This window comes from Salipaludibacillus keqinensis, from assembly GCF_003226325.1.
Lineage (GTDB): Bacteria > Bacillota > Bacilli > Bacillales > Salisediminibacteriaceae > Salipaludibacillus > Salipaludibacillus keqinensis.
The window spans coordinates 134,622-150,459 of record NZ_PDOD01000006.1 but is presented as its reverse complement, the minus strand read 5'-3'; the positions used below and the strand labels follow the sequence as shown (position 1 = coordinate 150,459).

13 protein-coding genes are annotated in these 15,838 nt (G+C 41.2%); 9 read left to right on the top strand and 4 right to left on the bottom strand.

All coding sequences use genetic code 11. From position 1 onward, the window contains the following. Nucleotides 1-113: 113 nt before the first annotated feature. Complete coding sequence (gene gdhA / locus CR194_RS19035) at nt 114-1,496, top strand: NADP-specific glutamate dehydrogenase (RefSeq protein ID WP_110612017.1); 1,383 nt, start codon at nt 114-116, stop codon at nt 1,494-1,496. Nucleotides 1,497-1,870: 374 nt separating this feature from the next. Next, entirely contained in the window at nt 1,871-3,505 is a 1,635-nt protein-coding gene (locus CR194_RS19030; RefSeq protein ID WP_110612241.1) for an AMP-binding protein, read from the top strand. 264 nt (nt 3,506-3,769) lie between these two features. Here the strand turns inward: CR194_RS19030 and abc-f are convergent, their stop codons facing one another. Together abc-f and CR194_RS19020 are read right to left on the bottom strand one after the other, a co-directional pair. Beyond that, nucleotides 3,770-5,383 carry a ribosomal protection-like ABC-F family protein gene (gene abc-f / locus CR194_RS19025; RefSeq protein WP_110612015.1) on the bottom strand — a complete coding sequence of 538 codons (1,614 nt, stop codon included), beginning with the start codon at nt 5,381-5,383 and terminating at the stop codon, nt 3,770-3,772. Nucleotides 5,384-5,720: 337 nt separating this feature from the next. Further along, nucleotides 5,721-7,091: a hypothetical protein gene (locus tag CR194_RS19020; RefSeq protein WP_110612013.1), complete on the bottom strand. Its 1,371-nt coding sequence runs from the start codon at nt 7,089-7,091 to the stop codon at nt 5,721-5,723. Between the two features lie 152 nt (nt 7,092-7,243). Here CR194_RS19020 and CR194_RS19015 point away from each other — a divergent pair, with 152 nt between their 5' ends. From CR194_RS19015 to CR194_RS20780, 3 genes are all read left to right on the top strand, one after another. Next, nucleotides 7,244-7,423, top strand: a complete 180-nt coding sequence (locus CR194_RS19015; protein WP_110612011.1) for a hypothetical protein — start codon at nt 7,244-7,246, stop codon at nt 7,421-7,423. A gap of 280 nt (nt 7,424-7,703) precedes the next feature. After that, nucleotides 7,704-8,618, top strand: a complete 915-nt coding sequence (gene htpX, locus CR194_RS19010) for a protease HtpX (protein WP_110612009.1) — start codon at nt 7,704-7,706, stop codon at nt 8,616-8,618. A 240-nt stretch (nt 8,619-8,858) separates the two neighbouring features. Beyond that, complete coding sequence (locus tag CR194_RS20780) at nt 8,859-8,981, top strand: hypothetical protein (protein WP_269845736.1); 123 nt, start codon at nt 8,859-8,861, stop codon at nt 8,979-8,981. A 157-nt stretch (nt 8,982-9,138) separates the two neighbouring features. On the opposite strand, the gene CR194_RS19000 is transcribed toward CR194_RS20780, so the two are convergent. After that, nucleotides 9,139-10,200: a hypothetical protein gene (locus CR194_RS19000; protein ID WP_110612005.1), complete on the bottom strand. Its 1,062-nt coding sequence runs from the start codon at nt 10,198-10,200 to the stop codon at nt 9,139-9,141. A 373-nt stretch (nt 10,201-10,573) separates the two neighbouring features. On the opposite strand from CR194_RS19000, the gene CR194_RS18995 reads away from it, so the two are divergent. Genes CR194_RS18995 through CR194_RS18980 form a run of 4 tightly spaced genes read left to right on the top strand, consistent with a single transcriptional unit; the run spans nt 10,574 to nt 14,374 of the window. Next, entirely contained in the window at nt 10,574-11,293 is a 720-nt protein-coding gene (locus CR194_RS18995) for a ThuA domain-containing protein (RefSeq protein ID WP_110612239.1), read from the top strand. Between the two features lie 17 nt (nt 11,294-11,310). Beyond that, nucleotides 11,311-12,336, top strand: a complete 1,026-nt coding sequence (locus CR194_RS18990; RefSeq protein ID WP_110612003.1) for a Gfo/Idh/MocA family protein — start codon at nt 11,311-11,313, stop codon at nt 12,334-12,336. Nucleotides 12,337-12,348: 12 nt separating this feature from the next. After that, nucleotides 12,349-13,389, top strand: coding sequence for a Gfo/Idh/MocA family protein (locus CR194_RS18985; protein ID WP_110612001.1), 1,041 nt, complete (start codon nt 12,349-12,351; stop codon nt 13,387-13,389). Nucleotides 13,390-13,405: 16 nt separating this feature from the next. Further along, nucleotides 13,406-14,374, top strand: coding sequence for a sugar phosphate isomerase/epimerase family protein (locus CR194_RS18980; protein WP_110611999.1), 969 nt, complete (start codon nt 13,406-13,408; stop codon nt 14,372-14,374). A 64-nt stretch (nt 14,375-14,438) separates the two neighbouring features. On the opposite strand, the gene CR194_RS18975 is transcribed toward CR194_RS18980, so the two are convergent. Further along, on the bottom strand, nt 14,439-15,662 hold the full coding sequence (locus CR194_RS18975; RefSeq protein ID WP_110611997.1) for a dicarboxylate/amino acid:cation symporter: 1,224 nt from the start codon (nt 15,660-15,662) through the stop codon (nt 14,439-14,441). Between the last annotated feature and the right edge of the window lie 176 nt (nt 15,663-15,838).

Genomic DNA, 15,838 nt, shown 5'->3' with positions numbered 1-15,838 from the left:
TTGTTTAGATGATTCCTTTAATTATAAAATACAGAATAGTAGAAAATCTAACAATAAAGATAATTAGCTATATTTTATTTCCATATAAATTACACATGAGGGAGTGAGAGAGTTTGGAAACATTGGAGAGAACAACATTCACACAAACGGAGAAAGCCCAAAATTACGTAAATGACGTTTTTGAAACTGTAAAAAGAAGAAATCCAAATGAAAGTGAGCTGCATCAGGCAGTAAAAGAAGTGTTTGATTCGCTAGTGCCTGTCTTGGCTAAAAAACCACATTATATAAAACAAGGTATTCTCGAAAGGATAGCTGAGCCTGAAAGAATGATTTCGTTCAGAGTGCCTTGGGTTGATGATCAAGGTCAAGTTCAGGTAAACCGAGGCTTTCGTGTCCAATATAACAGCGCCATAGGTCCTTACAAAGGAGGCTTAAGGTTTCATCCTTCAGTAAATGCTAGCATAATTAAATTTTTAGGGTTTGAGCAGATCTTTAAAAATTCATTAACCGGTCAGCCAATCGGAGGGGGAAAAGGAGGCTCAGACTTTGATCCTAAAGAAAAATCAGATATAGAAATCATGCGTTTTACTCAAAGTTTCATGTCAGAACTTAGTAAATATATCGGAGCAGATACGGATATACCAGCTGGGGATATAGGTGTAGGTGCAAGAGAAATTGGTTACATGTTCGGTCAATATAAAAAAATACGCGGTGGTCACGAAGCAGGTGTATTAACAGGGAAAAGCATTAATTCGGGCGGAAGCCTTGCTCGTAAAGAAGCAACGGGGTACGGGACCGTTTATTTCGTGGAAGAAATGTTAAAAGGCCAAGGTTCTAGTTTTACTAGTAGCAAAGTGACAGTATCAGGGTCTGGAAATGTCTCTATTTATGCGATGGAAAAAGCTATAGAGTTAGGTGCCAAAGTTGTGGCTTGCAGTGACTCTAGCGGTTATGTGTATGACAAGAATGGCATCGATCTTTCAACGGTGAAACGTCTAAAAGAAGTGGAGAATAAACGCATCAGTGCGTATGTAGATGAGCATCCGAGTGCGCATTATTTTGATGACTGCTCAGGCATATGGTCTGTTCCCTGTGACATCGCACTTCCTTGTGCAACACAAAACGAACTGGATGAATTGGCAGCAAAAATTTTAATTGCAAATGGAGTCAAAGCGATAGGAGAAGGCGCCAACATGCCGACTACTGAGGAAGCCGTCGATCTTTTCTTGAAAAACAAGGTACTCTTCGCCCCTGGTAAAGCGGCAAATGCAGGGGGCGTAGCCGTTTCAGCATTGGAAATGGCGCAAAACAGTGCAAGACTTGCTTGGACCTTTGAAGAAGTGGAAAACAAACTTAAGGAGATTATGAAAGACATCTACAGTGAAAGTATAAAAGCAGCAGAAGAATATGGCGCGCCAGGAAACCTTGTCGTCGGTGCCAATATTGCCGGATTTGTAAAAGTAGCCGATTCAATGATCATGCAAGGCATCATCTAAAAGTTTCAAATAAAACCGGGACCACCTATAATGTGGCAGTCTCGGTTTTAAGCGTTTTTAGACAAGAAATCCCCTTGAAACGTTTACTTATGACGATCAAAGCTGAAGCTAAAGTAAGAAAAATTCAGGCTGAAAGAGCGGGTATGGTATGAAGATGACTGGAACTAACAGACGGAGAAGTTGATTTAATGTGAAGAGAGCGGGTGGCTGTTTATAAATACATACAAATAAATCCAATAGCCTCTTTAAATATCTAAATATTTAGAATATAATATATGTGATCATTGTTTATGAGCGAGTGCTCAGTCAGCAGAGGTCTAGCATGACTGAAGGATGTTACTTCATTTATACAAGGGGGAATTCAGTTGGCAGAAATTAAGCATGTCACTATTGGGAAATTGCTTGAGAATATGGCAAAAGAGCGGCCCAATCATGATGCGGTGGTCTATCCAGATCGGGGTCTGCGTTGGTCATACGGGCAGTTTGATCATGTTTGTCGCGATGCTGCAAAAGGTCTAATGGCTCTTAACATAGAGGCAGGCGATCATGTGGCCATTTGGGCTACAAACCGGCCAGAATGGATTACGAGCCAGTTTGCAACGGGAAAAATGGGGGCCGTACTCGTCACAGTGAATACAAGTTACCGTAAGGCAGAATTGGAGTATTTACTAAGGCAGTCTGATACATCCACGTTCATCTTAATGGAACAATATAGGGACACCTCCTACATTGACATGCTTTACGAGATCGTACCCGAGTTGAAAACATCTGAGCCTGGAAAGCTTCAATCTAAACGTTTGCCGAATTTAAAGAATGTCATTGTATTAGGTGATAACCGTTATCCCGGCGTATTCAGCTGGGACGAGATCCTCGCAAGGAAAGACAACATCACAGATGATCAACTAGATGAGAGAATGAACAGTCTGAATCCTGACAATACGATTAATATGCAGTACACTTCTGGTACGACAGGTTTTCCGAAAGGGGTCATGCTTACCCACAACAACATCGTTAACAACGGGTTAAATATTGCTGAAAGCATGAAATTGACCAGTGAAGATAGGATGTGTATTCCAGTACCTTTCTTCCATTGTTTTGGCTGTGTTCTTGGTATTCTTGCCAGCATTAATGTGGGGGCAACGGTAGTACCTGTGCAAGAATTCAATGTGAAAGACGTGTTGACAGCTGTGGAAAAAGAACGTTGTACAGCCCTTCATGGAGTACCAACGATGTTTATTGCTGAGTTGAATGACCCTGATTTTGATAAATATGACTTGTCGTCGTTAAGGACGGGCATCATGGCTGGCTCAAACTGCCCAACGGAAGTGATGAAGGCAGTTGTTGAAAAAATGGGTGCTTCTGAAATTACAATTGCATACGGTCAGACGGAATCTTCACCGGTTATTACTCAAACAAGAACTGACGACCCGATTGAGGTTCGCGTATCAACGGTTGGTAAAGTTCTTCCAAATGTGGAAGCGAAGGTGGTTACTCCAGGCACGAATGAAGAAGTGGAGCCCGGTGTACAGGGTGAGTTAATTACCCGCGGCTACCACGTGATGAAGGGGTATTATAATAATGAAGAAGAAACGGATCGTGCGATTGATTCAGAAGGCTGGCTTTACACTGGCGATTTAGCAGTCAAAGATGAAAGCGGTTACTTCAAAATCACCGGACGGTTAAAAGACATGATCATCCGTGGAGGCGAGAATATATATCCTCGAGAAATAGAAGAGTTTCTTTACGAGCATCCGAGTATTCTTGATGTTCAGATAGTCGGTGTGCCAGACGAGAAATACGGGGAGGAAGTCGTTGCATGGATTCGCTTAAAAGGAGAAAAAAAAGCTACAGAAAATGACATTAGGGAATATTGCCATGGGCGCATTGCCAGTTACAAAATTCCTAAATACATTGTCTTTTGTGAGGAATATCCTATGACGGCGTCAGGGAAAATTCAAAAATTTAAATTAAAACAGGAATCCATCGCTTACAAAGAAAAGGTTCAATAGCCATATATATAGTTCCGTCCCTGCTATAGGGAAAATAAATATAAGAAGACTATATTGGCAATCATTTAACAGTGTGGTTCAAGAGAGAAACCCATTTAGTCGTCCTTCTAGGCCAAGGTCGGTTATAGAGGCTTTCACCAGCAAAGTGTGTCCCAAAAGTACAACCTTCTGGGACACACTTTGCAATTCTATTTTCCTCAAGACCCCTCCGGTTTTCGTCCTGAGCCATCGGGGCGTGTTGGGAACCCTCTTTTGATTTTTAGTTTAGAGGTTTTTCTTAATATTCATTAATCTAGAGTATTCTACTTCTAACCAGTCCTTTTCTGATTCAGTGCCCAGTTCTGTCATTTTGCTTAACACTTCCGTTAACTTCATGTCGACAGCTAGTGCGCTCATCTCTTCTTTTTCTTCTTCGGCCGTTTTTTCTGGACTATTTATGTCATTTAGAGCTTTTAAAGAGGCTTTCCTGTCTTTGATTTCTAGAACGTCATCAGCTAGTTGGCGAATAAAATATCGGTCGTGTGTAACGAAAATGATCGTTCCTGGATATTGCTTTAACACTTGTTGCAAGGCTTCTTTCGTAGATAAGTCTAAGAAGTTGGTCGGCTCATCTAGAAGCAGGACATTATAATCTCCTAAGAAAACTTTTGCTAAAGCTGCCTTTACCCTTTCACCCCCGCTTAAATAATGAACAGGCTTATACACATCTTCTTTTGTAAATTGAAGCCTAGCTAAAATCGTACGGTTAAATTCTTGTGAAAAAGGACTGGAAGCCATGACATTTTCTAAAATTGTCAGGTTCTCATCAAGGTTTTCTAACTGTTGATAGAAATAGCCGATTCGAACAGGCTTAGCTAATTGAATCCCTTCGGCGTTAGTAGCAAGCATGCTCAATAAAGTGGATTTGCCTGCGCCATTTTTTCCAATAACAGCTACTTTTGACGCCGTTTTAATTGAAGCGGTGAAGTTATGAACGAGCATATTTTCACCGGCTGAGACGGTGAGATGGTCAAAGGATACAGCTGTTCGGCTGTGAATGAGAGGGAACTCTGCTAGGTCAAACGTAACCTCTGAATCCATTCTCGGCTTTTCCTTCTTCTCAAGCTGATCGATGCGAGATTGGATCGCTTTCCCACTCTTATCCAATTTAGCCTTTTGCTTTCCAACACTGCGTTTATGCAGCCTAGCCTCAGAATTCCCCATTCGTCTCGGCGCTTTTCGTAAGGAGGAAGACCGCTGAGACTTTTCTTGTTTTGCAACGGTTAACCGTTCTTTTTCTTTTTTATACTGCTCGTATTCGAACCAGTTGCGCTCTTGTGAATGACTTTTTTGTTCAGCGTAGTCAGAATAATTTCCTTGATACAAAGTGACCGTACCGTTGTCCACTTCCCAAATGGTTGTGCAGATTCGATCTAACAGTTCCCGATCATGCGAGATAAGTATACAGGCTCCGTCAAAAGCGAGCATTTCTTCTTCAAATAGTTGAATCCCCTCAACGTCGAGGTGGCTCGTAGGTTCGTCCGCAAAGATAAGTCTAGCTCCAGAAGCTAGAGCAGTGGCGATTTTCTTCCTAGTTTGTTCGCCACCGCTTAATCCATCTTGCTCTGTGACGTGCCATTGATGAAGCTGACGATGATTTGAAGGAGCATCATTTAGCTCTTGTAACTGAGGAATATACGCTTCAGCTACTAAATGTTTGACGACACCTGTATCAGGCTCCAACTCTCCGACGAGAATTTTTAACAGGGTAGACTTTCCTTCTCCGTTTTTTCCAACAATACCAATTCGTGTTCCATCATACACATGGAGTTGCTCTGCCTTGATGATGAGCCGGTCAGCGTAACTTTTTTCGATATGAGTTGCTTCTAATAAAAGCATAAAAAAACCTCCCTATAGTGCTAGAGAGGATGAGTGATTGTTTTAGGTGTGCGCAAAGAGACAACTCCGATTCTCTGTGTATAGCATTAAAGAAAACAAGACCTGTCGCGAAGGCCTATTATTACAGAGTATAGGAAAGTCTTTTTACTAATTATTCATAAGAGCTACCTAAAAATGGCACACGAATCCTATCTAGACAAAAGATTAATCATTAAAATCATGTCTGGAAATATAGGATTACAGCTTCATCGTATAAGGTACCTCTCTTTTCTATGAATTATCCTTATCTTAAGTTGAAGACTTCTAAATGTCAACATTAACGGGATTGCGGGCTGAACTAAATAATAATTAAGGCGATTAAGATGCCAATTGAGCCGAAAAACAATGTGAACGGCAAGTTCCTTAACGTAATCCGATAAGGATTCTGTTGTGTATTCATTGACGTCATGGTAACCGTGACCCCGTAAGTTCCTGAAGAGGCCGTAGCGAGCGCACCGACGATTAGTACAATGCCAATACCTGCTGGGTTAAAGACATCAAACAATGGAGTTAGTACTTCTAATAAGATGGCAATGGTACCAATGGGATGGACGCCAATCATAGCCATGAGTAAATAAGTCACGAGAATGAGGGTGAGAATGACTACTGGATAGTCATTAAACATCAAAAATGGCCGCTGCACATAATCCACCATCCCTGTTTCACTTAAACTGTTTGTGAAAAATGCGAGAGAAATAAACAAGATGACAAAGTTTTGCATGTGATTTGTACGAGCTTTCCACACCTCAAAGCCGAAAACTCTAAACAAATACCATCGTTTAATCAAGATGGCCCAAAGGCTGGAGAAAGGTAAGATGACAAGTGTTACAGCAAGGATAAAGTTCAAATCAAATAAACGACTAATCGTAAGGACTGTAGTCAGAAACAAGCTTAAAGCGAAAAACAGTTTTAAAATTTGCTGAACGATTTTTTTTAATGGGACTGGGGGTGCTGTGCTGGGATCGGCTGCTTCAAATGGCACCCCTTTGAATCGGTATCTTCCAACAAAAGCGTCAAGGGCCAGAGCGATAAATGAAATAAACACAAGCCACGGAAGGTAAGTCAAGTAGCTCACACCAGTGGCATCGACGGTTATGGCAACGATCACCTCCATCGGACTCCATATAAGTGCTAAGGCAAAAGCTCGAACGGTTGTCTTACTAATAAAGATGTCACGCACCGTTTTATTTACGTTTTTCATGCTTTTCAATAACACACCTTGTGACAAATTCACGGCTGACAAGTTAAGAAAAGTCATAAGAATATAGGTTGTAAATAGACTTCGATAATACAGGCTTCCAAGGTTATCAACGTTTTCTTTCATTAGACCGTTGATTTGCTGGTCGTACTTCCCAACATGCACTACACTGTTGATCCATGGAAGGAGCATCAAGAAGGCCAAGAGAGGCATATTGGAAGTGAGAAACAGCGGCAATCTATAAAAGGGTAGCCCGGAGGATATATACATTATTAATCCGCTGACGATAAATGCACTACCAAGAATCCTAAATAGCTTCGACGCTCGTCCGAACGAAACCGCTAGCATGACCATAGCTAAGAAACCTACCGTATGTGCCAACCAGATTTTCTCTAAAAATAAATTAATAATATAAAGGCCTAACACCCCGGAGTAAAAGAGGTAGAGTCGTTCGTAAAGTCGTTCTTTCATATAAATCCTCTTTTCTAATAACTGAATTCATTCATTTACTCTATCACAAATCTGCTGAAGGGTTGGCTGGTAAGATCGGAGGAACTTTTTGGAAGGGATATGGTATAATTATTTAAAAAATCGTACCGAGTACAAGAAGGGGAGGTCAAGAAATGGATTTCTTTTTTTATATTGTTTTAATTGTATTGATCGTTTATCTTTTTGGCGCCTACGAGAGTAAGAAAAAATTCAGGTTAAAAGAGCGGGAACTAAGAGTAGAAGAAAAGCGTATTGAATTGGAGAAACTGAAAATTGAAAAAGGAATCAAAGGGACCGATTCGACTGATAAATAGAAAAAATAGAACAGGAACGAAGAAACCTAGCTGGAAAAGCTTCCTCTCTAAATTATAAACCGTTAAAGGCATGACTTTTATCCATAAAATGAGTGCAAGGGCTTTAGAACGGAAAAAAGAAGTTAGGATTTTTTCAGTATGATCCAACACATGCCTAGTACACTATCATTTATCAAATGTGAATTTTCAGAAATCTTAATATTAAAGCTTTTTTACTTTGCCCAAGTCGAAATCATGTTAAACTATACAAGGATATTACGAAAAAAATGGAGGAGTTCGAATGGGTAAAAGGTTTATGCTTTTCATCTTAACAAATATTCTTGTTATGACGACAATTGTGATTGTATGGTCACTCATTACACGATTTACTGATATCAGTGGTTCGTTTGAAGACGGCAGCGGCGGATTAGGAATTAATTATGTTTCGTTAATGGTATTCAGTTTGCTCGTTGGTTTTATAGGATCATTTTTCTCACTTGCTATATCACGTTGGGTAGCGAAGAAAATGATGAAAGTGAAAGTGCTCGATCCAGACGGTCAGCTATCACGAAGAGAACAGGCAGTAGTAGAAAAAGTTCACCGCTTATCTCGCGCTGCAGGCTTGGCTCATATGCCAGAAGTGGGCATTTACCAGTCTCCTGAAGTGAACGCGTTTGCGACCGGTCCTTCGAAAAAAAGGTCGCTTGTTGCAGTTTCAGCTGGATTGCTTGATAACATGGACGATAATGCGGTTGAAGGGGTTATTGCTCACGAGGTCGCCCACGTAGCCAATGGCGATATGGTCACAATGACGTTATTGCAAGGAGTGGTCAACACGTTTGTTGTCTTCTTCTCCCGAATTGCTGCGATTCTTGTTTCTCGCCTCGTGCGTTCTGAAATGCAATTTATTGTTCGTTTTGCAGCTATAATTATTTTTCAAATTTTATTTTCGATTCTTGGAAGTATGGTCGTTATGGCGTACTCCCGCTACCGCGAATTTCATGCAGACCGAGGCGGAGCTGATTTAGCAGGCCGAGATAAAATGGCCCATGCTCTTCGATCGTTGAAAGCTCACGTAGACCGCGCCACAGTTAAAGATCGCACCGACGATTCAGCGATCCAAACGATGAAGATCAGCGGTAAAGGTGGAATGTCGAAACTCTTCTCGTCCCACCCAGATTTGGATGAAAGAATTGCTCGACTTGAACAACGATAAAACAATCATGTAGTGTTGCAGCCGTCCTGGTTTAGGGCGGCTGCTTTTGGTTCGTGGAACCGGGGTTCACGGAACGAAGGTTCCAGGAACCAGCGTCACCGGAACCACGGAACCCATTTTTGACTCTGAACTCAGTTTTTTCTACATAACTATCACCTTCATCAAACTTTTTTCATTGTATAAAATAAGAGGATTCGGAAATAATGTTGAAAAAGAATGGACAAGATCGGAGGAGAGAAAATGAGTGATTCAAATTCATCAAAATTAGCGAAGGAAATGCTGGAAAATCAGAAAAAAGAAAATGATAAAGCAAAAGAAAAAGCGAAGAAAGCGCTTAGTGGGAATGGAACTTACCATGCTTAGAAGCAGAAGCCGACTAGTTTTATATCTAAGTGAAATGATATAGAGGGGCCTGAACAAAATAGAATATTTTCTATGTTTTATTAGCTCTTACTGCTATTAGGGCTTTTTTGCCATGGGTAGAGCTTGTCCAGACCAACTTTTCATTTCACCCTTCCTCTTATTCTTCTGTTTTTTGACGTTTTTTGGCAAATTTGTTGAGCAGTTCACAGCAAATCCATAAAAGTTCTTGGATCAGACTGAGATTTAGTTTCCCCGCATCAGTCTCTAAACTATATTTGATCCTATTGGATGCGTCTAAGTGCAGTGAAATAATCCACTCCTCACCATCTTGGAGGGTTCGTTTCCATGATATAAAGTCGCGTAGGATAAGTGGATGTTGATGAGTTGTATGAATCGACTGGATATATTTATCACCTAGGAATTGGAAAGGAATAAAAGCCTCAAACTCGGCTTTGTTAATACCGTAACCATCAATGAAACGTAAGCCCGTATCTTTAACTTTATATAGCGAATAATTCACCCCGAAACTAATATTATCCAAGTTAAATTGATCGTGCACAAGCATGCTCAGTTTGTTTTTAAGTCTGAACAAGAAGTCCATCGCCATATCGCTTCTCTCATTAAAAACGTTGGCTAGTTCTTCACTTGCCGTGAGCTTGTCGAGAAGGTCTAGAATAGCCTCTTCATTTTTTTTAATAACTTCCTCTTGTTTTGCTATTTCACTGCGAAGATTTTTTAAAGTTTGATCCTCTGAGTTAGCCTTCATCAGCTCTTCTTTTAGTGTCAGTACGAAATTTTTCTCTTCAGATAACGCAATAAGCGAGTTATATTCCTCTTTTCTTCTTTTTTCATATATCCCTAAATGGAAGAAAGGGCTGCCCACTCGACTCATTTCTTCTAGTACTAAGCTTCTTAAGAAAGCTCCTGTTAAAAGCGTTACTGCTGTTGCGATGAGTAGGAGTGCAGATGGTGGTAGATTTACGATTGCTTTCAACCCTTCTCTAAATATGGCTGCGATACTTACTGGAACGAAGGCAAGGGATAATCCTTTCCAAGAAAAAGCTTTAAGGATGATTTGAAGTACATAGATCAATGTGTTTTTAAAGGCTAAGGTTCGAGACAATCGTTTTTGAGTTTTGGATGATTCGTGGAAGAAATTGAGCAAGTAATTCAGCTCTTGCGAAAACACTCTCAGTTTTCGTTCTGTTTCCCTGTCCATCTGAGCTCCTTTCTAGTTCTAGTTAGTTAATAAAAGACAATCTATACAAGAAAATTCGATTTGAATACCCTTTATATATGTTTATTTTCATATTCCTTTTGTCATTCCTTTCTTTTTAAGAAAAATGCTCTTATTTTTTTATGAAATGGCAGGGGGGAGCTCCAGTAACTTTATTTAAGGGTGGAAGATAAGATATTTGAAATGAAAAGGATAAGATCAAACCAAAATGAATTGTCACCAGAAGATTTTTCAGTACAAATTTAATATTTATTCAAAATGGATATAATTTCTCAAAAAAACGTAAACGTTTACGTAATAATCTGTTAAAATGGATTTGTGAAAACGTTTACGAAATAGTAGAAGGAGTGAATTGATAATGAAAGTAACAGTTTGGAATGAAAACAGGCATGAACAGAAAAATCCTATCGTCAGAGATATTTATCCTGAAGGGATTCACGGGGCGATTGCGTCATTCTTGAAAGATGGACATGACGTGACAACGGCTACTCTTGATCAACCTGAGCATGGTCTTACTGATGAGGTGTTAGATGAGACCGAAGTGTTACTCTGGTGGGGGCATATGGCTCATGAAGAAGTAGATGATGCCATTGTTGAGAAGGTCAAGCAGCGAGTATTGGATGGAATGGGGTTAATCGTGCTTCATTCAGCTCATTTTTCAAAAATATTTAAAACATTAATGGGCACGACGTGTGATCTTAAATGGCGTGAAGCCGATGAAAAGGAACGCCTTTGGGTTATTGAACCGAGTCACCCGATCATGGAAGGGGTCGACCAGTACATTGAATTAGAGAAAGAAGAGATGTATGGTGAGCACTTTGATATACCAACCCCTGATGAGTTAATTATGTTGAGCTGGTTTGAAGGGGGAGAAGTTTTCAGAAGTGCTTGTACATATCGTCGTGGTCAAGGAAAGGTGTTTTATTTCCGACCAGGACACGAGACGTATCCGACGTACCACAATGAAGAAATTCAACTCGTCATTAAAAACGCCGTTCACTGGGCAACACCAACGACACGAACAAAACCTGTCTATGGAAATGCACAACCATTAGAACAAATATCTGACAAATAAAAAAGGAGGATGACAGTATGAGTAAAATCAGAATAGGTGTGATTGGCTGTGGAAGCATTGCCAAGCATCGTCATTTACCAGAATATGCAGGAAACCCCCAAGCCGAAATTACAGCCGTGTGTGATATAAACGAAGAGAGGGTCAATCTCGCAGCTGAAACTTACGGTGCCAAGCCATTTACGAACTACGATCAATTATTAACTGAAGCTGACGTGGATGCTGTCAGTGTGTGTACCCCTAATTACTTACACGCACCGGTTTCAATTGCTGCTTTGAAAGCAGGAAAGCATGTGATGTGTGAGAAGCCGATGGCCACATCTAAAGAAGAGGCGGAAGCGATGATTGATGCAGCTAAAGCAGCAGACAAAAAATTAATGATCGCTCATAATCAACGGTTTGTTCCTTCCCATCGAAAGGCGAAGAAGCTCATTGAAAGTGGAGAAGTAGGGAAAATATACAGTTTTCGCACTGCTTTTGGCCATGGTGGACCTGAGCAATGGAGTGCGGATGGAGAAAACAGCTGGTTTTTCAAAAAAGAGGAAGCATACCTCGGGGCAATGGGAGATTTAGGCGTGCACAAAACCGATTTACTTCGATTTCTCTTGGGCGAAGAATTTGTAGAAGTAGGTGCCTTTGTTGAGACAAGTGCAAAGGAGAAAGCAGATGTAGATGACAATTCAGTTTGCGTTCTGAAAACTGGAAGCGGCATTATCGGTACGCTGGCAGCGAGCTGGTCATATGTAGCTGGAGAAGACAACTCTACGATTATCTATGGTGAGCACGCGATTCTACGCTTGGAGGATGATCCAATCAACTCCTTAGTAGTTCAATACAAAAATGGCGAAGTTGTAAAATATGAGTTAGGTGGAATTCAAACGAATGATGGCGATACGCAAGAAAATTCTCACGTCGTAGAAGAATTTCTGAGTGCCATCATTAAAGATCATACACCAGCTGTTTCTGGGGAAGAGGGACTGAAATCGTTACAGGTTGTCCTGTCAGCCCTTCAATCCAGTGAAACAAAGCAGATTACAACGATTTAAAAGGAGCTGACTATGTCGAAATTAAAAATGGGGATTATAGGTGCTGGTGGGATTGCCCAGCAACGCCACCTCCCTTTACTAAAACAGCTGTCAGAGCAAGTTGTGGTAGTTGCAGTATGTGATGTCAATCCTATGACAGCAAGGGCTGCTGCAGAGAAATTCAATATTCCAAAGGTGTATGAAGACTACAGAGAAATGCTCTCAGAAGTTGACGCGGTGACAGTATGTACCCCTAATAAGTTTCATGCAGATATTACCGTAGCCGCATTAGAAGCGGGACTACACGTGCTATGCGAAAAACCGATGGCTATGAATACAGAGGAATGCGAGGCGATGATTCAAGCAGCCGAGCAGTCAGGTACACTACTATCTATCGGCTATCATTACCGATTTATGAGGAATTCTCAAGCGGCGAAAAAAGTGATTATGGAAGGTGAAATAGGTACTCCTCTCGTCGCTAGATCCCAGTCACTGAGAAGACGGAAAGTCCCTGGCTGGGGCGTGTTTACGAACAAAGAACTGCAGGGCGGTGGAAGCTTAATTGATTATGGTTGTCACTTTCTCGATCTCACTCTCTGGCTATTAGGAAATCCAAAGGTAGTGGAAGTAACGGGCAGAACTTACAACCATCTAAGTAAAATGACGGATCAAGTCAATGAGTGGGGAACGTTTAATGCGGAAACCTTTGACGTCGACGATCACGTGACCGCGTATATCACGTTTGAAGGAGGCGCATCGCTTCTGTTTGAAACTTCGTGGTCAGCGAATATCAAGGAAGATGTAGAGAGTGTCAGTATTTCAGGTCAACGAGGCGGTTTAGATGTGTTTCCGTTTCAGTTGAATCAAGCGAAGCATGGGATGTTGTTAAATAGTGAAGCCCAGTGGCTTCCTGGGGAAGAGGAACCAGGCCTGTTCTTGTTGAATAACTTTGTAGAGTCTTGTCTTGGTAACGAACAATTAATTGTCAAACCTGAGGAAGCGTTGCAAGTCACTAAAGTGATTGATGCTATTTATGAAAGTAATGAATCAGGTCAAAGTGTGAAACTAATTTGATAATGGAGGGAACTTCATGAAACTAGGTGTATTTACGGTCTTATTTTCAGAAAAGACCTTTGAGGAAATGCTCGATCATGTGAAGGAAGCGGGTCTCAAGGCAGTCGAAATTGGCACAGGAGGCTACCCAGGTAATGCTCATTGTGACATGGATTCGCTATTAGAAAGCGAAGAAAAACGGCAAGCATATTTGGAAAAAGTATCATCTCGAGGGTTGGAAATCAGTGCCTTTAGTTGCCACGGTAATCCGATATCGCCCGATACACAGTTTGCGAATGAGTCTGATGAAGCCCTAATGAAAACGATTGAACTTGCAGGCAAGATGGGGGTTCAAGTCGTTAACTGTTTTTCCGGAACGGCAGGAGATCATGAAGATGCTAAGTATCCGAACTGGCCGGTTACCCCATGGCCAAACGAGTATTCAGATGTGTTAACGTGGCAGTGGGAAGAGAAGTTGATCCCATACTGGAAACGAGTAGGCGAATTTGCTGAAAAGCACAATGTCAAAATCGGTTTGGAATTACACGGAGGATTTCTTGTTCACACACCACACACGATGCTGAAGTTAAGAGAAGCGACCAACGATGCTATTGGTGCCAATTTGGATCCAAGCCACATGTGGTGGCAAGGGATTGATCCGGTCGCGGCAATCAAAATTTTAGGAAAAGCCAATGCGATTCACCATTTCCATGCCAAAGATACGTATATCGATCAAGACAACGTGAATATGTATGGACTGATTGACATGCAGCCTTACGGAGAGGTTCGCACAAGAGCGTGGACGTTCCGTTCTGTTGGATGTGGACACAGTCTTCAAGAATGGTCGGACATGATTAGTGCCCTCCGTACATTCGGTTATGATCATGTGGTTAGTATCGAGCACGAAGATCCAATTATGTCGATCGATGAAGGGTTTAACCGAGCTGTAAAAAATCTGCAGTCGGTCCTCATTGAAGATCAACCTTCGGACATGTGGTGGGTGTAACGTTTTGAAGTCATGAAAATACGTAAGTGCGGTCCCAAAAGTTACTTTTGGGACCGCACTATTTTTATGAAATATCTTTTTCTTTTTCCGTTTTATTAATGACAGAGGTTCCTACAAGGTCACCGGTTACATTAAGAGCCGTGGCACCCATGCCTATGAGGACGTCTACGGCTGCAAGCAATGCAACAGCTTCCATCGGTAAACCGAGTTGAGAGAAAACCGTGGCAATCATGACAATTCCTGCACCAGGCACTCCTGCAGTCCCGACAGATACTAACGTTCCAATTAAGACCACTTGAAGAATAGCGATCATTGATAATGGTTCTCCAATGACATTTGCGGCAAACACAGTTGAAACAGCAATTCGAATCGCAGCCCCATCCATATTCATCGTAGCCCCAAGTGGAAGGCTAAAGCCGTATAAGCTTTTCTTTAATCCCATATTTTTAGCAGCGTTCAATGTCAGCGGCAATACCCCAGTGCTACTTTGTGTGACAAAGGCAGTGATCATCGGTGTTCGAGCTTCTCTAAAAAAGCCACCTAAATCGATCTTTGTTAAGACCATCAAAAGAATATAAAGACCCAGATGGACGAAAATCGCCACGTATAAAACCAAAATGAAATTACCTAATGATAGGAGAGTGTCGGCTCCTTGGCTTCCGACAATGTTAGCTAAGATAGCGAAAACACCGATGGGAACGTAATGTAAGATAGCCTTCATAACAATAAGAGTCAATTCATTCAATCCGTCAAACATACGATAGATGCGATCCCCCATGTCACTCAGCTCGGTTGAAGAACGCATAAGAGACAAGGCAATCCCAAAGGCAAGGGCAGTAAAAATGATTCCTAATAGGTTCATTTCAGCAAAGCCAGAAACAATGTTGTCCGGAACAATACTCAAGAGTACTTCCACAATTCCAGGGTTTTCTGGAACCTCCATGTTCTCGGTACCTGTTAGTGTCGTTCCTTCGCCTGGATTGAAGAGGCTGGCGACAGCGATACCAACAGTAATTGCAAATGCTGATGTGAGCATATAATAGCCGAACACTTTACCTCCCATACGACCGAGGTTACTAGCAGTCGTTTGGTTCACTCCAACGATTAGTGTGAAAAATATAAGAGGAACGATAATAAATTGGAGCAAGTTCATAAGTAAGTCCCCAAAAGGTGAAAGAACTGAAGCGTTCTCACCAAAAACCAGGCCTGTTGTGACTCCTAGAATGAGAGCTATGGTCACTTTTTTGATTAGCGGGGCTTTAATATACATTTTCCAAATATGTTTCAAGACGATCCCTCTTCCTCTACTTCTTATATTTATAACGATAATTAATCCTATATAGATAGTCAGGATTTATACCTATAGGAAGTAGAATATAGGACAGGAGGAAATATGTCAAAAGGTTAGGTGTAAAGGTTGTGCTCTATTGTAGGCTTGCTAATAATATCTTTCATGGATCCAAT